At 73.1% G+C, this 19,332-nt stretch carries 18 protein-coding genes and 1 tRNA gene; 13 read left to right on the forward strand and 6 right to left on the reverse strand.

The features are described 5' to 3' along the window. Positions 1-25: 25 nt before the first annotated feature. Complete coding sequence (gene zapE / locus OG472_RS32905) at positions 26-1,081, reverse strand: cell division protein ZapE (RefSeq protein WP_401613983.1); 1,056 nt, start codon at positions 1,079-1,081, stop codon at positions 26-28. Between the two features lie 84 nt (positions 1,082-1,165). Here zapE and OG472_RS32910 point away from each other — a divergent pair, with 84 nt between their 5' ends. The 9 genes from OG472_RS32910 (at position 1,166) to OG472_RS32950 (ending at position 10,750) form a co-directional block, all read left to right on the forward strand. After that, positions 1,166-1,948, forward strand: a complete 783-nt coding sequence (locus tag OG472_RS32910) for a pyrimidine reductase family protein (RefSeq protein ID WP_401613910.1) — start codon at positions 1,166-1,168, stop codon at positions 1,946-1,948. A 149-nt stretch (positions 1,949-2,097) separates the two neighbouring features. Beyond that, the gene (locus OG472_RS32915) at positions 2,098-2,565 is read left to right on the forward strand and encodes an indole-3-glycerol phosphate synthase (RefSeq protein ID WP_401613912.1); all 468 of its coding nucleotides are present in this window, start codon (positions 2,098-2,100) and stop codon (positions 2,563-2,565) included. 53 nt (positions 2,566-2,618) lie between these two features. Next, the gene (gene murC / locus OG472_RS32920) at positions 2,619-4,013 is read left to right on the forward strand and encodes a UDP-N-acetylmuramate--L-alanine ligase (RefSeq protein ID WP_383573747.1); all 1,395 of its coding nucleotides are present in this window, start codon (positions 2,619-2,621) and stop codon (positions 4,011-4,013) included. Positions 4,014-4,036: 23 nt separating this feature from the next. Then, complete coding sequence (gene msrB, locus OG472_RS32925) at positions 4,037-4,450, forward strand: peptide-methionine (R)-S-oxide reductase MsrB (protein ID WP_327417056.1); 414 nt, start codon at positions 4,037-4,039, stop codon at positions 4,448-4,450. Positions 4,451-4,815: 365 nt separating this feature from the next. Continuing rightward, positions 4,816-7,182, forward strand: coding sequence for a nitrate- and nitrite sensing domain-containing protein (locus tag OG472_RS32930; protein ID WP_405832516.1), 2,367 nt, complete (start codon positions 4,816-4,818; stop codon positions 7,180-7,182). Continuing rightward, positions 7,179-7,598 (forward strand): roadblock/LC7 domain-containing protein, encoded by a 420-nt coding sequence (locus OG472_RS32935; RefSeq protein ID WP_361754152.1) that lies wholly within the window; start codon positions 7,179-7,181, stop codon positions 7,596-7,598. The genes OG472_RS32930 and OG472_RS32935 overlap by 4 nt, the downstream gene beginning before the upstream one ends. Beyond that, complete coding sequence (locus tag OG472_RS32940; protein WP_319722863.1) at positions 7,598-7,966, forward strand: DUF742 domain-containing protein; 369 nt, start codon at positions 7,598-7,600, stop codon at positions 7,964-7,966. Before OG472_RS32935 ends, OG472_RS32940 begins: the two co-directional genes overlap by 1 nt. Continuing rightward, entirely contained in the window at positions 7,953-8,552 is a 600-nt protein-coding gene (locus tag OG472_RS32945; protein WP_401613919.1) for a GTP-binding protein, read from the forward strand. Before OG472_RS32940 ends, OG472_RS32945 begins: the two co-directional genes overlap by 14 nt. 137 nt (positions 8,553-8,689) lie before the next feature. Next, positions 8,690-10,750 carry a phosphocholine-specific phospholipase C gene (locus OG472_RS32950; RefSeq protein ID WP_405832517.1) on the forward strand — a complete coding sequence of 687 codons (2,061 nt, stop codon included), beginning with the start codon at positions 8,690-8,692 and terminating at the stop codon, positions 10,748-10,750. Here OG472_RS32950 and OG472_RS32955 read toward each other — a convergent pair. Further along, positions 10,737-11,450, reverse strand: coding sequence for a hypothetical protein (locus OG472_RS32955; protein ID WP_405832518.1), 714 nt, complete (start codon positions 11,448-11,450; stop codon positions 10,737-10,739). The genes OG472_RS32950 and OG472_RS32955 overlap by 14 nt on opposite strands. 72 nt (positions 11,451-11,522) lie before the next feature. On the opposite strand from OG472_RS32955, the gene OG472_RS32960 reads away from it, so the two are divergent. Next, the gene (locus OG472_RS32960; protein ID WP_401613925.1) at positions 11,523-12,278 is read left to right on the forward strand and encodes an alpha/beta fold hydrolase; all 756 of its coding nucleotides are present in this window, start codon (positions 11,523-11,525) and stop codon (positions 12,276-12,278) included. A gap of 72 nt (positions 12,279-12,350) precedes the next feature. Here the strand turns inward: OG472_RS32960 and OG472_RS32965 are convergent. Both OG472_RS32965 and OG472_RS32970 read right to left on the reverse strand, forming a co-directional pair. Then, a tRNA-His gene (locus OG472_RS32965) sits at positions 12,351-12,423 on the reverse strand. Positions 12,424-12,497: 74 nt separating this feature from the next. Beyond that, a complete protein-coding gene (locus OG472_RS32970) occupies positions 12,498-13,325 on the reverse strand; it encodes a glutamine amidotransferase-related protein (RefSeq protein WP_405832520.1) in 828 nt (275 codons plus the stop codon). 77 nt (positions 13,326-13,402) lie between these two features. On the opposite strand from OG472_RS32970, the gene OG472_RS32975 reads away from it, so the two are divergent. Together OG472_RS32975 and OG472_RS32980 are read left to right on the forward strand one after the other, a co-directional pair. Further along, positions 13,403-14,248, forward strand: coding sequence for a LysR family transcriptional regulator (locus tag OG472_RS32975; protein ID WP_401613985.1), 846 nt, complete (start codon positions 13,403-13,405; stop codon positions 14,246-14,248). After that, positions 14,245-15,384: a M24 family metallopeptidase gene (locus OG472_RS32980; protein WP_401613929.1), complete on the forward strand. Its 1,140-nt coding sequence runs from the start codon at positions 14,245-14,247 to the stop codon at positions 15,382-15,384. Before OG472_RS32975 ends, OG472_RS32980 begins: the two co-directional genes overlap by 4 nt. Before the next feature lie 31 nt (positions 15,385-15,415). Here the strand turns inward: OG472_RS32980 and treZ are convergent, their stop codons facing one another. Beyond that, the gene (gene treZ, locus OG472_RS32985) at positions 15,416-17,173 is read right to left on the reverse strand and encodes a malto-oligosyltrehalose trehalohydrolase (protein WP_405942327.1); all 1,758 of its coding nucleotides are present in this window, start codon (positions 17,171-17,173) and stop codon (positions 15,416-15,418) included. 111 nt (positions 17,174-17,284) lie between these two features. Here treZ and OG472_RS32990 point away from each other — a divergent pair, with 111 nt between their 5' ends. Continuing rightward, positions 17,285-17,848, forward strand: coding sequence for an FHA domain-containing protein (locus OG472_RS32990; protein WP_401613933.1), 564 nt, complete (start codon positions 17,285-17,287; stop codon positions 17,846-17,848). A gap of 42 nt (positions 17,849-17,890) precedes the next feature. Here OG472_RS32990 and OG472_RS32995 read toward each other — a convergent pair whose 3' ends face one another. Beyond that, complete coding sequence (locus OG472_RS32995) at positions 17,891-19,048, reverse strand: alpha/beta fold hydrolase (RefSeq protein WP_405942328.1); 1,158 nt, start codon at positions 19,046-19,048, stop codon at positions 17,891-17,893. Between the last annotated feature and the right edge of the window lie 284 nt (positions 19,049-19,332).

The raw sequence follows: 19,332 nt of genomic DNA on the forward strand, positions 1-19,332 counted from the left end.
GTGAGGGCGTCCGGCGTCCCCAAACCTACTGGGACACCAGGGGTTTCGCGTCGCGCGCCAGCGCGGTGAGCCGCGATATGGCGCGGAAGTACTTCTTCCGATAGCCGCCGTTCAGCATGTCGTCGCTGAACAGCTTGTCGAAGGGGACGCCGGAGGCCAGGACCGGGACCTCGCGGTCGTACAGCCGGTCGGCCAGCACCACGAGCCGCAGCGCCGTCGACTGGTCGGGCACCGGGCCCACGTCGGTCAGGCAGACGGCCGTGATCCCGTCGGTGAGTGCGCCGTAGCGGCTCGGGTGCACCCGAGCCAGGTGTTCCAGCAGGCCGGGGAAGTCGTCCAGGCTCGCGCCCGGGGTCGCGTACGCGGCCTTGGCGACCTGCTCCTCGGAGAAGGGGGCCGGAGCCTCGGGCAGGCCGCGGTGGCGGTAGTCCTGGCCGTCGATCCGCAGCGGCCGGAAGTGCGCCGACAGCCCCTGGATCTCCCGCAGGAAGTCGGCGGCGGCGAACCGGCCCTCGCCGAGCTTGCCGGGCAGCGTGTTGGAGGTGGCGGCCAGCGCCACGCCCTGCTCGACGAGGCGGCTGAGCAGCGAGGACACCAGCACCGTGTCGCCCGGGTCGTCCAGCTCGAACTCGTCGATGCACAGCAGCCGGTGCCCGCCGAGGGTCTGCACGGTCTGCTGGAAGCCGAGCGCGCCGACCAGGTTGGTCAGCTCCACGAAGGTGCCGAAGGCCTTGAGCGCGGGCTCGGCCGGGGTGGCGTGCCACAGGGAGGCGAGCAGGTGCGTCTTGCCGACGCCGTATCCGCCGTCGAGGTAGACCCCGCGCGGACCGGACGGGGCCGCCGGCTTCTTGGAGAACCAGCGCCTCTTGCCGGCGCCGCTCGCGTGCGCCCCGCCCAGACCGGCGGCGAAGCCGCCGAGCACGGTGACGGCCTCGGACTGGCTCGGCTGGGCCGGGTCCGGGTTGTACGTGTCGAAGCGGACCGAGTCGAACCGCGGCGGCGGCACCATCTCGGCCACCAGCCGTTCGGCGGGCACCCGCGGCTCGCGCGCACACAGGGCCTGGGGTCCCGCGTCGGCTATCGGAGGCCGGCCGGAGGTGTAACCGGAGGTGGAGAGTGATGTCGACACAGCCCTTAACTCTACGGGGCGTGGCACACTGCCCGGATGCGACGCCTGTTCCCTGTGACCGATCAGACACCAGCCCCGCCCCGGGACCGGGCCGACCGGGAGTGGTCGCTCGACGAGCTCGCGGACGCCTACGCGTACCCCTCTCTGGGGCCGGACGGACACTGGCTGCGGGCGAACATGGTCTCCACCCTGGACGGGGCGGCCCAGCACGACGGCCGCTCGCAGCCGATCTCCGGCGAGACCGACATGAAGATCTTCGGCACCCTGCGGGCGCTGGCCGATGTGGTGGTCGTCGGGGCGGAAACGGTTCGCCAGGAGGGCTACCGCCCGGCCCGCGCCCGGGAGGCCTTCGCCGCCCGCCGCGAGGCCGCCGGACAGGGCCCGGCCCCCGCGATCGCCGTGGTCACCGCGCGCATGGACCTGGACTTCTCACTGCCCCTCTTCACCTCCCCGCTGGTGCCGACCCTGGTGGTCACCGGCGCCACCGCGCCCGCCGACCGGGTCGCCGAGGCGGTCAAGGCCGGGGCCGAGGTCGTGGTGGCCGGGGACGGCGCGGCCGTCGACCCGGCCCGTGCGGTGCGGGAGCTGGCCGGGCGGGGGCTGCGCCGCCAGCTCACCGAGGGCGGGCCCCGGCTGCTGGGCCAGTTCGTGGCCGCCGACGCCCTGGACGAGCTGTGCCTGACGATCTCCCCGATGCTCGCCGCCGGTGACGCCCAGCGGATCGCCGGGGGACCCTCCGTCACGGTTCCGCACCGGCTCGCGCCCGCCTCCGTACTGGAAGAGGCCGGGTTCCTCTTCACGAGCTACCGTCGGATCTGACAAGGGGCGGAATTTGGCGTTCCGCTTTGCTTCCGCTGGGCACATAACTGGGCAGACATGTCTGCGCAAGGCCCCGTGCGACAGCGGGGCAGGATGGTTTCCGCAGGGGGCCGGCCAGCCGGCCTCGGCCCATGAAGGAGAGGGCGTCCGTGTTCACGAGCGTATTGATGATCGAGCAGCCGCTGACCACGGTGGACGTGGACTTCGTCACCACCCTGCACGGGGACGACCCGGTCTCCTTCATCGTCCTCATGCGACCCCGGGGCGACCAGGACCGACTGCTGCGCGCCATCGACGACGTCGCGCTCGGTGAGCTCCCCGAGGCCATCCACGAGGGCGACGAACCCGAGGGCGAGGCCGCCCGCGGCCCCGCGGCGCACGCCCTCGCGCACTCCCTGAACGCCCTGCGGCAGAAGGGCGCCAACGCCACCGGGCAGATCATCGGGGACCACCCGCTCGACAAACTGAAGGCCGTCGTGGACGAGACCGGCGCCGACGAGGTGATCGTCCTGACCGCCCCGCACTTCGTGGAGGAGTTCTTCCACCGCGACTGGGCCTCCCGGGCCCGCCACAAGGTCGGCGTTCCGGTGCTCAAGCTCTTCGCCCACAACGAATAGGCTTGGCCCGTCAGAGCTCGACAGCACCACCCCTCGATCCTGGAGCGACCTGAATGAAGCCCGGCCTGCCGACCGCCATGGAACGGCCCCACTTCATCGGCATCGGCGGCGCCGGGATGTCCGGCATCGCGAAGATCCTGGCCCAGCGCGGAGCGCAGGTCGCCGGCAGCGACTCCCGCGACTCCGAGACCGCCCAGGCGCTGCGTGCCGAAGGCGCCACGGTCCACATCGGGCACGCGGCCGGCCACCTCGCAGACGACTCCACCTGCGTGGTCGTCTCCAGCGCCATCCGCGCCGACAACCCCGAGCTGGCCCGCGCCGCCGAGCTCGGCATCCCCGTCGTGCACCGCTCCGACGCCCTCGCCGGCCTGATGGACGGGCTGCGCCCGATCGCCGTCGCCGGTACGCACGGCAAGACCACCACCACCTCGATGCTGGCGGTGTCCCTCTCGGCCCTGGGCCTGGACCCCTCGTACGCCATCGGCGGCGACCTGGACGCCCCCGGCTCCAACGCCCACCACGGCGAGGGCGACATCTTCGTGGCCGAGGCGGACGAAAGCGACCGCACCTTCCACAAGTACAGCCCGCAGGTCGCGATCATCCTCAACGCGGAGCTCGACCACCACGCGAACTACGCTTCGATCGAGGAGATCTACGAGTCCTTCGAGACCTTCGTCGGCAAGATCGTGCCCGGCGGCACCCTGGTCGTCGCCCACGGCCAGGAGGGCGCCGCCGAGATCGCCCGCCGCGTCGCGGGCCGGGAGGGCCTCACCGTCGTCACGTACGGCGAGGAGGAGGACGCCGACGTCCGGATCACCAAGATCACCCCGCGCGGCCTGACCAGCGAGGTCACCGTGGTCCTGGCCGGCCGGATGCTCACCTTCACCGTCTCCGTCCCCGGCCGCCACTACGCGCACAACGCCGTCGCGGCCCTCGCCGCCGGCGTGGCCCTCGGCATCCCGGCGCACAACCTGGCCTCCGCCCTCGGCAAGTACACCGGCGTGAAGCGCCGCCTCCAGCTCAAGGGCGAGGCCGCGGGCGTCCAGGTCATCGACTCCTACGCCCACCACCCCACCGAGATGACCGCCGACCTGGAGGCCATCCGCGGAGCCGCCGGGGACTCCCGGATCCTCGTGGTCTTCCAGCCCCACCTCTTCTCCCGCACCCAGGAACTGGGCAAGGAGATGGGGCAGGCGCTGGCCCTGGCCGACGCCTCCGTGGTCCTGGACATCTACCCGGCCCGCGAGGACCCGATCCCCGGCATCACCAGCGAGCTGATCATCGCGGCCGCCCGGTCCGCGGGCGCCGACGTCACCGCCGAGCACGACAAGGCGGCCGTCGCCGACGTCATCGCGGGAATGGCCAAGCCCGGCGATCTCGTTCTCACCATGGGCGCCGGAGACGTCACGGACCTCGGTCCGGCGATCCTCGCCCGGCTGTCGAGCTGAAGGTACGAGGGAGCGGGAGAGACATGTCCTACGAGGTCGAGAAGACGGACGAGCAGTGGCAGGCGGAGCTGAGCCCGTCCGAGTACCAGGTGCTGCGCCTCGCGGGCACCGAGCCCGCCTTCCGCGGTGAGTACACCGACACCAAGACGGAGGGCGTCTACTCCTGCCGCGGCTGCGGCGCCGAGCTGTTCCGCTCCTCGGAGAAGTTCGAGTCGCACTGCGGCTGGCCGTCCTTCTTCGACCCGAAGGACACCGACGCGGTCGAGCTGATCGCCGACACCTCGCACGGCATGGTCCGTACCGAGGTCCGCTGCGCGAAGTGCGGCTCCCACCTGGGCCACGTCTTCGAGGGCGAGGGCTACCCCACCCCCACCGACCAGCGGTACTGCATCAACAGCATCTCGCTGCGCCTGACCCCCTCCTCCGACGAGGGCTGACACCGCGGAACCCCGGCGGGCCCCCACCGACCTCGTACAGGCCGGTGGGGGCCCGCACGCGTTCCGGTTGCCGGTCCGCCCGCGGCGGGCGGTCGGTCGCGCCGCTGGCCGGAACGGGCCCGTCATGGTGTCGAGGACATCGCAGTTCGATTCCGATCCGGTCTCTGGCCTGCGGTGATCCAGGAGCGATAGCACGGTTGGTCGGTGAAGACACCTATCCGTTTTCTCCATGTGTCTGGTTATGATCGGCACCCTCACATCCCGCCGCAGCCGGACCGGTTGTGGCCGTCCCCTCCCCAGGACCGTGCCGTCCGGCTGCTCGGCAACCCCCGACATCCCCCTGCCGCCCCCGTTCCCGAGGACCGATGTCTCCCATAGAACCCGAAGGCGTACGAGGGAAGTCGGCGACCCGTCGCCGGCGCACCGTGCGCCTGCGCACCCTGCTCATCTGGCTGGCGGTGCTCCCCACCCTGGCGATGGGCACCCAAGTCACGGTGACCGCGCAGCGGTTGCTGGCACAGTCGGAACAGCTGAGGGCCGACGTGGAGGCCGCCGAGCGGATCGGCGCCCCCCTCTACACGCTCATGGTCGACATGCAGGCGGAGCGGACGGCGACCGCCGCCCAGTGGGCGGGCAACGACGGGGCCGAGGGCGAACTGCGCGCCCGGCGCGGGGCCACGGACCTGGCCTCGGCCGAGTTCCGCCGGCTGGCGGACGATCCCTCGCGGTCCTTCGCGGAGGTGACCCGGCAGCTCGACAAACTGGCCGTGTACCGCCAGCGCGCGGACACCCGCAGCGGCGCCGCCGACAGCACGCTGGCCTACTACTCCGAGGTGATCGGCAAGGTCATCCAGGTGTACCAGCAGGAGTTCAGCCACGCGGAGGACGCCGAACTCGCCCAGGCGAGCCGGCCCGTGGTGGCGATGCTCCAGGCCACCGAGATGGTGGCGCGCGAGGACACCGTCCTGGCCCTGGCCGGACCCTCCGGGGAGCTGAGCTTCGCCGGCTACGACCAGTTCGTCAGTTCCCTGGGGGCCCAGCGGTACCTGCACGAGGCGTCGATCGTGCCCCACCTCGCGGAGGGGGACGAGCGGTTCTACGAACGGGTCGTCGGCTCCGCGGACTGGCAGACGAAGACGCGCATCGAGAACGCGGTCCTCTCCGGACACAAGGACACCGTCGCGGGCATCAGGGTGCCCGCCGAGGTCGCCGGCTGGTCGTCCGCACACTCCAACTTCTCCGTGCAGATGACCACGCTCAACATCGACCTGGCGCGCTCGGTGCTCGCCCGTGGCGAGGCCAAGGCCGGGGAGCTGCAGACCGAGGTCGCCTGGCTGATCGGCGGAAGCGGCGGCGGGCTGCTGGCCGTTGTGGTCGTGGTCGTGTTCACCACCCGGTCGGTGCTCCGCCGTCTGAACGACCTGCACGAACGCACGGTGACCGTGGCCGAGCAGACCCTCCCCGACGTCGTCGACCGGCTCCAGCGCGGACAGACCGTGGGCCCCGAGGCCCTGCCGGCCGTGAGCGGGGACCGGGACGAGGTCGGACGCATCAGCGACGCGTTCGCCCGGGCCGTCGCCGTATCGGTCGACGGACACCGCCTGCTCGCCGCCGAGCGCCACGGGTTCGGCCTGTTCGCCTCGGGCATCGCCTCGCGCACCGGGAACCTGGTCAGCCGTCAGCTGAGCCTCACCGAGGACCTCCAGGACACCTTCGGCCACGACGAGGCCCTGCTCGCCCAGTTGATGCGGTCCGACCAGCTGACGGTCGGCATGCGGCGGCAGATCGAGAACCTCCTCATCCTGTCGGGCGGCGAGGTCCCCGACCCGCACACCGAGCCCATGCGCGTCGCCGACCTGCTGCGCGAAGCCGCCGCCGAGGTCGAGGACTTCCGGCGCATCGAGCGGCAGGCCCTGGACGAGACCAGCGTGGAACCGAGCGCGATCAGCCAGATCAGCCACCTGCTCGCGGAACTGCTGGACAACGCCACCCGGTTCTCCCCGCCCCGGTCGACCGTCGTCATCCGCGCCGAACTGGTCGCGGACGGGCTGTCGGTCGAGATCGAGGACCGCGGACCGCGGGTGAGCCCCGAGCGCTACGAGGAGATGAACGGGCGCCTGCACCAGGCACCGCCGTACTCCGTCCTGGCGCAGAACGCGCACCGGCTCGGGCTCTTCGTGGTCGGTCACCTCGCCGACAGGCTCGGGGCGACCGTCACCCTGCGCCGCTCGGTGTACGGAGGGACCTGCTCCGTGGTGCTCCTCCCCGGGAACCTGCTGGTGGCGACCGCACCGGACGCCCCGTCCCGGCCCGCGCCGTCCGTCCCGGCCCCGGAGCCGGCCGCCGCCGAGCCGTCCGCCACTGTGCCGGCCGTCTCCCCTCCGGACCTCCCCGAGGAGCCCGAGCCCGCTGCCGAGCGCGAGCCCGAGCCCGCTGCCGAGCCCGAGCCGGTCCTGCTCACGGGCGCCGGTCTGCCCAGCCGCCGTTCGAAGACGCCCGCCCCCGTGCCCGCACTCGCGGTCCGGCCGGCTGCGGCGGACGCCCCCACGCGGCCGGCCCTCCCCGAGCGCGTCCCGCAGACCCACATCGCCGACCAGCTGCGCGCGCCCCGCGCGCCGGAAACGCCCGTCCGGCCGGACACCGCGACACCCGAAGAGGTGGCCGACGCCTGGGCGGACTACGAACAGGGGACCCAGACAGTGGAAGAAGAGCTCCGACGGGATCAGCCATGACCACCTCACCGAACACCGCCGCCGCCAACGACGCCATCTACAGCGTCCTCGACAACAACCTGAGCCGGATCGCGGGCATCCAGGGAGCCGTGCTCCTGTCCAACGACGGCATCCGGCTCAGCGCCTACCTGCTGGACCAGCCCCAGGCCGAGCGCATGGCGGCCGCCGCCTCCGGCATCGCCTCCACGATGAAGGCGATATCGCGGGAGATCGACGGCGGCAGCGTCATCCGCCAGCTCGTCGAGATGGACGACAGGTACCTGTGCATCGTCGGGTGCGGGGAGGGCAGCACGCTCATCGTGGTGACCTCCCGCAAGGCCCGCCTCGGCGAACTGGGCGGCGAGGCGGTCCGCACCGCCCAGGCGCTCGGCGAGTGGCTGGGCACCCCCGAGCGCGGTCAGGTGCCGTCCGCGTAATGCCGCAGGACGAGTCGCAGCCCGCAAGCCGCCGCCGTACGCGGCTGTACGCCCTGACCGACGGACGTACAGCCGTGCCGCAGACCGTCCTCACCATGGACACCACCATCACGGCGGCGGCCACCGACGAAGCGCTCGGCGGGCTGCCCACCGAGTGGCAGGAGATCCTCGCCATGTGCGCGCCGCCGGGCGGGCGGGCGGTCGCCGAGATAGCGGCGCGGATGCACATCCGCCTCACCCCCATGACGCTGCTCCTCGGTGAACTCGCCGACCGCGGGCTGATCGACCACCGGCCGCCCCTGGCGGCCACCGAGACCACCGACGTCCACCTGCTCATGAGAATCAGGGACAACCTTGCCCGGATATGACACGCCCGCCTCCCGGGAACCGGCCCCGGCCAAGATCCTCGTCGCCGGTGGATTCGGGGTCGGCAAGACGACGCTGGTGGAGACGATCTCCGAGATCGAGCCGCTGCGCACGGAGGAGCGGCTGACGGCCGCGGGCATCGGCGTCGACGACCTCGAAGGCATCGAGTCCAAGACGGTCACCACGGTGGCGATGGACTTCGGCCGGATCACCCTCACCGACGCCGGAGTCGTCCTCTACCTCTTCGGCACGCCGGGCCAGGAACGCTTCTGGTTCATGTGGGACGACCTGCTGAACGGGGCGCTCGGGGCGATCGTGCTGGTCGACACGCGGCGCCTCGACCGCAGTTTCCCCGCCGTCGACTTCTTCGAGAGCCGCGGACTGCCGTTCGTGGTCGGCGCGAACTGCTTCCACGGTGAACAGCCGTACACCGCGCAGGAGATCGGAGCGGCGCTGCACCTGCGCGATCCGGACACCCCCGTCCTCATGCTCGACGCCCGCTCCCGTGAGGACGTGCGCGCGTCCCTGCTCTCGCTGCTCGACCGGCTCATCGTCCGGGCGCAGGCACCGGCGGCGGCCGGCGGCTGACCCCCCGGGCGGAGGAACGTCGTCCGTTCTCCAGGTGTACGGCGCGGCGTCATGAGGGTATCCCCGGCTGGTACCCCGGGGCCGCTGTCCTTGGGGCGCCCCTCGACTCGCCCCTCACCCGCAGAGGTCCTCACGCCATGGCAGAACTCAACCGTCGCAGGTTCCTGCAGATAGCCGGCGGCACGGCCGCCCTCACGATGCTGAACGACAGCATCGCGCGGGCCGCCGCCATCCCGGCGCAGGGCACCACCGGAACGATCCAGGACATCGAGCACGTCGTCGTCCTGATGCAGGAGAACCGGTCCTTCGACCACTACTTCGGCGCGATGAAGGGCGTCCGGGGCTTCGGCGACCCGCGGCCCGTCCTCCAGGACAACGGCAAGTCCGTGTTCTTCCAGTCCAACGGGACCAAGGACATCCTGCCCTTCAACCCGCAGGTCGCGGACCTCGGGATGCAGTTCCTGGAGGGGCTGAACCACGACTGGGCCGGCGGCCACCAGGCGTACAACAACGGCAAGTACGACAAGTGGATCCCGGCCAAGACGGCCACGACCATGTCGTACATGACCCGGAACGACATCCCGTTCCACTACGCCCTCGCCGACGCCTTCACGGTGTGCGACGCCTACCACTGCTCCTTCATCGGCGCCACGGACCCGAACCGCTACTACATGTGGACGGGTCACACGGGCAACGACGGGGTCGGCGGCGGTCCGGTCCTCGGCAACCAGGAGGCCGGGTACGGCTGGAAGACGTACCCCGAGCGCCTGGAGTCCGCCGGGGTCTCCTGGAAGGTCTACCAGGACATCGGCGACGGCCTGAACGCGGCCGGCTCCTGGGGCTGGATCAGCGACGCCTTCCGGGGCAACTACGGCGACAACTCGCTGCTGTACTTCAACAGCTACCGCAATGCCCAGCCCGGCAGCGCCCTGTACGAGAAGGCGCGCACCGGCACCGACGTCAAGGCGGGCGAGGGCTACTTCGACCGCCTGCGCGCGGACGTGGTGAACGGCACCCTGCCCTCCGTCTCCTGGATCGCCGCCCCCGAGGCCTTCAGCGAGCACGCCAACTGGCCGACGAACTTCGGGGCCTGGTACATCTCGCAGGTCCTGGACGCGCTGACGGCGAACCCGGCCGTATGGGCGAAGACCGCCCTCTTCATCACCTACGACGAGAACGACGGCTTCTTCGACCACGTGGTCCCGCCGTACCCGCCCGCCTCCTCGGCCTGGGGCCTGTCCACGGCCGACGTGTCCAAGGACCTGTACGCCGGGGGCGGCGGCTACGCGGCCGGACCGTACGGGCTCGGTCCGCGCGTCCCGATGATCGTGGTCTCCCCGTGGAGCAAGGGCGGCTACGTCTGCTCCGAGACGTTCGACCACACCTCGGTGATCCGCTTCATGGAGAAGCGCTTCGGGGTGCAGGAGCCGAACATCTCCCCGTGGCGCCGCGCCGTCTGCGGTGACCTGACCTCAGCCTTCGACTTCACCCGCGCCGACGCCGCGCCCGCCGCCCTGCCCTCCACGGCCGGCTACGTCCCGCCGGACAAGAACCGCCACCCGTCCTACCACCCGACCCCGCCGGCCACGGGCACCCTGCCCGGGCAGGAGGCCGGCTCCAAGCCGACCCGCGCCCTGGGCTACAGCCCGTACGTGGACGGCGCGCGCACCACGTCCACGGGCAAGTTCACGCTCACCTTCGCCTCCGGCCCCACCCTCGGCGCCCACTTCCACAGCACCTCGGGCAACCGTACGGACGGCCCCTGGCCCTACACGGTCGAGGCGGGCAAGACCCTCTCGGACACCTGGTCCACGAGCAGCTCCACGGGCAACCAGATCAACCTGACGGTGTGGGGACCCAACGGGTTCCTGCGCACCTGGAAGGGCCCGGCGAAGAAGGCCGGCCCCGAGGCCACGGCCCGCCACGCCGCCGCCACCGGCAACCTGGCGCTGACCCTGACCAACTCCGGCACGGCGGCCGTCAACCTCACGGTGACCAACACCTACGGCGGCGCGCCCCAGATCATCAGGGTCCCGGCCGGCGGCTCCGTCGCCCACACGGTGGACCTCGGCGCCACGGGTCGCTGGTACGACGTGAACGTCGTCTCCGACGCCGACGCCACCTTCCTCCGCCGCTTCGCGGGCCACGTGGAGACAGGCGCCCCGGGGGTCTCCGACCCGGCGATCAAGACCGTCTGACGCGGTCCTCCGGCGTGCGCAGCAGCCGCCGTTCCAGGACCGGGAGGTCCTCGGGGCGGTGGCTGCGGGCGTGCCGGAGCAGGAGGTCGCGGGCGGTGTCCGGGACCCGGCGCCGCTTCGGGTGGCGGGTGGTGAACTCCTCGCTCGCGAAGAACCGCACGGCGCCCTCCAGCCCGGTGCGGTCCGTCCCCCTCACCGCCCAGGCGAGTTCCTCCGTGGACCTCCCGGCCAGCAGTCGGCCGGGGGCCCGTTCCGCGAGGAGCCACGCCGCGTCGCGCGGCTCCTCCCGTACGGCGCCCAGCCAGCCGAACACCACGCGCAGGGGCACCCCGTGCGGCGGGGGCGGCTCTTCCTCGCCCGCGGCCAGTGCCCGGGCGAACTCCCGCAGCCCCTCGGGCGCCGCCGCCGCCCACCGGTCCCGGTGCCGCGCCGGGATCCCGTCGGGGGAGAGCGGGTCGAGCAGGCGGTTCGACTCGGGAGTGGGGTGCGCGGTTCCCTGGGCGTCCGAGCAGGCGCACTCGATCCGGTCCTGTCCGGCCTCGGCGGCGCGCTCCCGGCCGAGCCGCCGGACGGCGCGGACCTCGTCGATCTCGGCAGGTCCGGTGATCTCGTAGCTGCGCGGATGGTGGGGGTGCCGGGCCCGGTCCGGGCGGAAGAAGTCCCCCATGACCAGCGGCTCCGTGCGCGGTGTCGGCTTCACGGTGTGATCGTAGGCCCGATGGGCAGAACGTACGGGTCCGTTTTCGTCGCCTCCGTCACCGAGGGAGAACGCATGGCCATCGCCCACCGCAGGATCGGCACCGGACCCGTACGCGTGATCGTGCTGCACGACTGGTTCGGGACCTCGGCCAACTGGGGCTCCGTGCTCGACCATCTGGACCCCGAGGGGTTCTCGTACGTCTTCCTCGACTACCGCGGCTACGGCGACCGCCGGGACGTGACGGGCCGCCACACCCTCGGCGAGATCGCCGACGACGTCCTCGAACTCGCCGACCAGCTCGGCTGGGACACCTTCTCCCTGCTCGGCCACTCCATGGGCGGCAAGGCCGCCCAGCAGGTCCTCGTGCGCGCCCCCGAGCGGATCGAGAAGCTCGTCGGGATCAATCCGGTCCCGGCCGCGCCGTACGAGATGGACGCCACCACCCACGCCCTCTTCTTCGGCGCCGCCGAGAGCGCCGAGAACCGGCGCGCCATCCTCGACCTCGTCACCGGCAACCGGGCGAGCCGGCGCTGGATCGACCGGATGGTCGCCCACTCCCTGGAGGTCTCCCGCCCCGAGGCCTTCGCCGACTACCTCGCGAGCTGGCAGTCCCTGGACCTGTCCGACGCCGTCAAGGGCAACACGGTGCCCGTGCTCGTCCTGATCGGGGAGTACGACCTCGCGCTCACCGCCGACGTGATGCGCGCCACCTGGCAGGTCTGGTACCCGAACTGCCGCATCCGCACCCTGCCCGGCGCCGGGCACTATCCGCCGCACGAGACCCCCGTGGCCTTCGCCACCGAGGTCGAGGCCTTCCTGCGCGACTAGCCGCAGCCGCGGAGCGCGGGACCGACGCAAAAAACCCCGGGGTACGAGGAGACCTCGTACCCCGGGGATCAGGGTGAGTGACGGGACTTGAACCCGCGGCCACCTGGACCACAACCAGGTGCTCTACCAACTGAGCTACACCCACCACGAAGGGCGGCGGACCACCCGTTCGATGTGCATGCACAGCATAGCCGATCGGCGGGGTGGTCCCGCGACGCGTTATCCCGCCGAGCGGCTGGCGGCCAGGGTGGCCGCGAGCCGGGCCGCCACCCCGCCCCGGCGGCCGCCGGCGTGCGCGACGGCCGCCGCGGCGAGGGCCCGGACGATCGGGTGCGGCCGCGTCACGTCCCCGTGCAGCTCCGGCTGGAACAGCGTGGCCAGGAAGAACGGGTGCCCGGGCAGCTCCGCGATGCGGGCCTGGCCCTCCTCGTCGTGCCCCGACAGCCGCAGCCCGTGCGCGGTGAGCGTCGGCAGGTGCCGGGGCGCGGGTCCGTAGTTGCAGTGGTAGCGCTCCATCGACCGCTCCGCGCCGATCGCGGCCTCGGCGAGCGAGCCGGGCTCGGCCCGTACGAGACCCTCGTGCCCGACCAGCGAACAGGCGAGCGGCGCGATCAGCGGGTCCGCCGCCCCCGGGTCGTTCTCGGCGTGCGCGGCGGCCGCCAGCCCGCAGACCGTCCGGGCGTACTCCAGCAGGGTGTGCTGGAAGCCGCCGCAGGTCCCGAGGAAGGGGATGCCCTCCTCGCGGGCCACCCGGATCGCGGCCAGTGCCCCGGCCTCGCTCGCGTAGGGGCTCCCGGGCAGCACCCACACGGCGTCGAAGCGGGCCAGGGTCCCTGCGGTGGCCTCGGCCTCGGCGTCGCCGGTGGGGATCCAGTACGCGTCGAGGACGAGCCCGTCGCGGGAGGCCAGGGCGTCGAGGAGGAGCGGGATCCGGGTGTGGGACTTCACGTGCGGGGAGCGGTCGCCGACGAGCGCGATCCGCGCCGCCGGTGTGGTCTGCGTGCTCTGCGAGATTTGTGCGGTCTGTGCAGCCTGTGCGGTGGTCATGTGGATCATCCTGCGGCGGGGTGGCCGTTCAGCGCCAACGATTGTTCCTGCACCTTCCATCAGTGATCCTGATGACCATGGACCCGCACCTCCTCCGCACCTTCGTCGCCGTGGCCCGGCTCTCCTCCTTCTCCGCCGCCGCCCGCGAGCTGGGCTACACCCAGTCCGCCGTCTCCCAGCACATCGCCGCCCTCGAAGGGGACCTGCGCGCCGAGCTGCTCACCCGCCGGCCCGTCGCGCCGACCGCGGCCGGGGCGCGGCTGCTGGAGCATGCGGGGCCGCTGCTCCTGCGACTCGACGCCGCACGGGCCGACGTACTGCGGCTGACCGCCGCCCCGCCCGGCCGGGTCACCCTGGCCGCCTCCCCGCTCGCCGTCGGGCCCCGGCTGCTCGCGGCCCTGCCCGCCACCGGCGTCACCCTGAAGGTGCTGCCCCCGGCCGAGGTGCCCGCCGCCGTCGCCACCGGGGGCTGCGACCTCGGCCTCGTCGACGGCCCGGCCGCGCCCAGCGACCCGCTGCGGCTGCCCGACGTGGCACCCCTCACGGTGACCGGGGTGGCGGAGGAGGAACTGGCCGTGCTGCTGCCCGCCGGGCACCCCTTCGCCGGGCGGACGGCGCTCCGGCTGGACGACCTCGCCGACGCGCGCTGGCTCGACGCCCCCGGCGTGGGGCTGCCGCTCGCCACCGCCCGCGCCTCCGTCCGCTACGACGGCACCGACCTGCACGCCCTCTGCGCCCTCGCCGCGGCCGGGCACGGCCTCGCACTGCTGCCCCGCCGGGTCGCCGAGGCCGCCCGCGCGGGGGTCGCCGTACCGCTGTCCGCCCCGCGCCTGGTGCACCGTACGGAACTGCTCACGCCCGGCACCCCGACCGGCGCGGCCATCGCCCTCGCCGCCCGGCTCACGGCAGGATCACCCGCATGACACGTGACGCCGCATCCCAAGCCCCGGCACCCTTCACGGCCGACGACTACGCCGCCCGGATGGCCGCGGCCGCACAGACCGCCGCCGACGCCGGACTGGCCGGACTGCTGATCGCTCCCGGGCCCGACCTCACGCACCTCACCGGATACCGGCCCACCGCCGAGACCGAGCGGCTGACCCTGCTCGTCCTGGCCGCCGGCCAGGACCCGGTGCTCATCGTGCCCGCGCTGGAGGCACCCGACGCGGAACAGGCCCCGGGCGCCACCGCGCTGACCCTGCGGGACTGGGCCGACGGGAAGAACCCGTACGCCGTGACCGCCCCGCTGCTGGGGCCGACCGGGCGGTTCGGGGTGAGCGACAACACCTGGGCCCTGCATCTTCTCGGCCTCCAGCGGGAGTTGCCGCAGACCTCCTACGCGCCGCTCACCGACTGCCTGCCCATGCTGCGCGCCGTGAAGGACGAGCGGGAGCTGGAGCGCCTCGCCGCGGCGGGAGCCGCCGCCGACGCCGCCTACGCGCAGATCCTCCACCTCCCCTTCGCCGACCGCCGCGAGACCGACGTCGCCGCCGACCTGGCCGCCCTGCTGCGCGCCCACGGCCACTCCCAGGTCGACTTCACCGTCGTCGGCTCCGGCCCCAACGGGGCCAACCCGCACCACGAGGCCGGCGACCGGGTCATCCGCCGCGGCGACATGGTGGTCCTCGACTTCGGCGGCCTGCGGTTCGGCTACGGCTCCGACATCTCCCGCACCGTGCACGTGGGCGAGCCCACGGCCGAGGAGCAGCGGGTCCACGACATCGTCCGCGAGGCCCAGCAGGCGGGCGTGGCGGCGGTCCGCCCCGGGGTCTCCTGCCAGGAGGTGGACCGGGCGGCCCGCGCGGTGATCACCGAGTTCGGGTACGGGGACCGCTTCATCCACCGCACCGGCCACGGCATCGGCGTCACCACCCACGAGCCTCCGTACATGGTCGAGGGCGAGGAGCAGCCCCTGGTCCCCGGCATGTGCTTCTCCGTGGAGCCGGGCATCTACCTGCCGGGCCGGTTCGGCGTCCGCATCGAGGACATCGTGACCGTCACCGGGGAGGGCGGGCGCCGCCTCAACAACGCCCCGCGCGAGCTGGCGGTCGTCGAGTAGCCCCGCCCGGTGGACCACGGCGACCGCGGCCTCACGGCCCCAGCACGACCGCCGATTCGCCGGGTACGTGGATCCGGCCGTCGGGGCCCGGGTGTTCGAGGGGATCCCAGGCGGCCAGCACCCGCACCCCGTTGCGGCCCAGCGCGATCGTCACCGGTTCCGGGGAGAGGTTCACGGCGACGCGTACGTCCCCCCGCCGGAAGGTGATCCAGCGGCGCTCCTCGTCGTGGGCGACCCGGACCGACGCCAGGTCCGGGTCGCGCAGGTCCGGGTGGCTGCGGCGGAGCGAGACCAGGGTGCGGTACCACTCCAACAGGCGGGCGTGGACGACCTGTTCCGGCTCCGACCAGTCCAGGCAGGAGCGGTCGCGGGTCGCCGGGTCCTGCGGATCGGGAACCTCTTCGGCCTTCCAGCCGTGCGCCGTGAACTCCCGGCGCCTACCGGTCCGTACGGCCTCGGCCAGCTCCGGGTCGGGGTGGTCGGTGAAGTACTGCCACGGGGTCCGCGCCCCCCACTCCTCGCCCATGAACAGCATCGGCACGAACGGCCCGGTCAGCGCCACCGTCGCGGCGCACGCCAGCAGGCCGGGGGAGAGGGAGGCCGAGAGCCGGTCGCCCAGGGCCCGGTTGCCGATCTGGTCGTGTGTCTGGGAGTAGCCGAGGAAGCGGTGGGCGGGGATCCGGCGGCGGTCCACCGGCCTGCCGTGGGTGCGGCCGCGGAAGGAGGACCAGGTCCCGTCGTGGAAGAAGGCCCGGGTCAGGGTCTTGGCGAGGGCGGCCAGCGGGGCCTCGGCGAAGTCCGCGTAGTACGCCTGGGATTCACCGGTCAGCGCACAGTGCAGGGCGTGGTGGAAGTCGTCGTTCCACTGGGCGTGCAGGCCCAGGCCGCCGGCGGAGCGCGGGGTGGTCGTGCGGGGGTCGCACCGGTCGGACTCGGCGATCAGGAACAGCGGCCGGCCGGTGTCCGCGGCCAGCGCGTCGACGGCCTCGGACAGTTCCTCCAGGAAGGTCAGCGCCCGCCCGTCCGCGAGCGCGTGCACGGCGTCGAGCCGCAGTCCGTCGATCCCGTAGTCGCGCAGCCAGGCCAGCGCGCTGCCCACGAGGTACGCGCGCACCTCGTCGGAGCCGGGCGCGTCCAGGTTCACCGCCGCTCCCCAGGGCGTGTGGTGGGTGTCGGTGAAGTACGGGCCGAAGGCGGGCAGGTGGTTGCCGGAGGGGCCGAGGTGGTTGTGGACCACGTCCAGCACCACGCCCAGCCCGGCGGCGTGGGCCGCCTCCACGAACCGGACCAGCCCGGCCGGTCCGCCGTACGGCTCGTGCACGGCCCAGGGCGCCACCCCGTCGTACCCCCAGCCGTGCCGGCCGGGGAAGGAGCAGACCGGCATCAGCTCCACGTGCGTCACGCCGAGGGCGGTCAGGTGCCCGAGGCGGGCGGCGGCCGCGTCGAAGGTCCCCTCGGGCGTGAAGGTGCCGATGTGCAGCTCGTACAGGACCGCGTCCTGGAGCCGGGTGTGCGGCGGCGGGACCGGCGCGGCCGCGGCCTGGACCAGGGCCTCGAAGTCGACCACGGCCGACAGCCCGTCGGGGCCGTCCGGCAGCCGCCGCCCGCGCGGATCGGGCCGCGGGACCGTGTCCCCGTCCAACAGGAACCCGTAGCGGCTCCCTTCGCCGGCCGGGGCCTCCACGGTCCACCAGCCGGCCCGGTCCGGATCGCGCTCCATCGCGTACGTCGCCCCGTCGAGTCGCATGGCGACATGACCTGTCTGCGGTGCCCACACCTCGAACTGCAACGGACGGTCCCCTCGTCAGCGGCGGTGGCCGGCATGCGTATCCTGCCCATCATTCCGGGCGTGGCGGGGGAGTTCTGGACACTCCGGCCCCGACGGGCCGACAATCACCCTGTGACGTCGAGTTTCGAAATCCCCGCCTACCCCGCGCCGCGGCTGTCCGACGCCGAGCGCGACCGGGCGCTGGGCCAGCTCAGAGAGGGCGCTGCCCTCGGCAAGCTGTCCCACGACACCTTCCTGCGCCGGATGGAACTCGCCCTGGTCGCCCGCCGCTCCGAGGAGCTCGCCGTCCTCACGGCCGACCTCCAGGCCCGGGACGCCGCCGAAAGCCCGTGGAGCCGTCGGCTGTTCGGCTGGGTCGGCCGGGTCTCGGCCGTCTCCGTCGGCATCCGGCACGCCTGGGCCGCCGAGAAGCTGCCCAAGCTGCTGCTCCCGCATCCGAGCGCGGCCGTCCTGCGGATCGGCCGCGACCCCGGCAACGGACTGCGGCTCAGCCACGAGACCGTCTCCCGGGCGCACGCGGAACTGAGCCTGCGCGACGGGATGTGGGTGCTGAAGGACCTCGGCTCCACCAACGGGACCTCGGTCAACGGGCGCCGGGTGACCGGCTCCGCCGTGGTCCGCGCCGGGGACCAGGTCAGCTTCGGGAAGATGACCTTCCGGCTCTCGGCGAGTTAGTGCCGTGACCGGGAGGGTTCGCCGGGTTGGCCGTTGTGCCGGTCACCCCTCGGGAGCGGGGGCCGGAGAACCCGCCACCAGCGCCTCCACCTGGGGCCGCAGCGTGGTCTCCGTGCACAACGCGAAGTGATCGGTCCGCCGCAGGTCGAACAACCCCCGCACGCCGTGCCGCCGCGCGTGCGCGACCAGATCGTTGAAATGCGTCTCGAAGCGCGTGGAGAAATGGATCCGCACCGGGCCCCCGCACACCGACCGCAGCCGCTCGCACCGGCGCACGAACCGCTCGTAGGACCCCACCTCCTCCGCGTCCTCCCACACCTCGCCCGCCTGCCGGCACACCTGCGCCAGGTCCTTCCCGGCGATCCGGTGCAGGTAGTCGCAGAAGTTCGCGAAGGAGTCCAGGTCCCGGGTCCCCGCCACGATCCCGCGCAACGCCGCCGCCGGATCGGACAGGTCCAGCCCGGCCAGGGCCCGGGTGACGGGGAGAGTGGACCGGTTCATGTTCGGATCCAACAGCAACACCCCCGCGAGCGCGGGCCGCTGCTCCGGACGCTCCGCCCACCGCTCGGCCAGGCGCAGCACCGTGTCCGCCCCGTACGAGAACCCCACGAGCACGAGCCGCTTGCCGGGGTGGCGCCGGGCGAGGGCCCTGATGGCGCCCTCGATCAACTCGGTGTGCGTGGCCAGGCCGATCGGCCGGTAGCGCGCGTCCCGCGCCTCTTCCGGATGGTGACCGAACGCCGTCAACGCGACGGTGTGCGGCCGGGCCGAGGCCATGTACGGGCGGAACTCCGAGGCGTCCGTGCCCAGACCGTGCAGCAGGACCACCAGGTCACGCGAAGGCGTGGCCCGCTCCAGGTAGCGCAGCCGGCGCCCGAAGACCATGTGGTCCGCCGGCAGGTCCACGTCGAAGTCGTCCGCACTGATCTCGAAGGAACCCTCGACCACCACCGGCCCCGCTTCCCGGCCGCCCGAACCCGCCCTGCTGCCGCCCCACCACCCGAGGCCGAAACCGGCGCCCGCGGCGAGGAGCGCGACACCACCCGGCGCGACGGCATGCGCCCCGGCCCAGGCGAGCACGGCGCGGGCCTCATCGGCGTAGATCCCGATCAGGATCCCCAGCACGCCCCCGGCCCCGGCCAGGGCCGCACGCACCCGGGTCACCATGCCCGCGGCGGGTCCCGGGCCCGGAGCCGTCATCCCGTGCCCCGCGGCCCCGCCGACGCCCGCACCCCTGTCCGTTTCCGCACCCCGTCACCCCGTCCTCCGCGCCGCGGCCCCCGTCGCACCGGTGTCCGCTCCCCTTACCCCTGGGGCGGGCGGGCGAAGCCCTTCCGGTTACGGGGGCCTCAGGCAGGCAGATCGGCCCGTCCGGACCGGCAGGAGGGTGCCGGTCGCTGCCGGGCGTTCCTGCCGGATCCAGTGCTGTGACCGCAGCGGGCCAGAGCGGGACCGGGACCCGCCGGACCGCCGGCGGGAGCCAC

The organism is Streptomyces sp. NBC_00207, assembly GCF_045160965.1.
Lineage (GTDB): Bacteria > Actinomycetota > Actinomycetes > Streptomycetales > Streptomycetaceae > Streptomyces.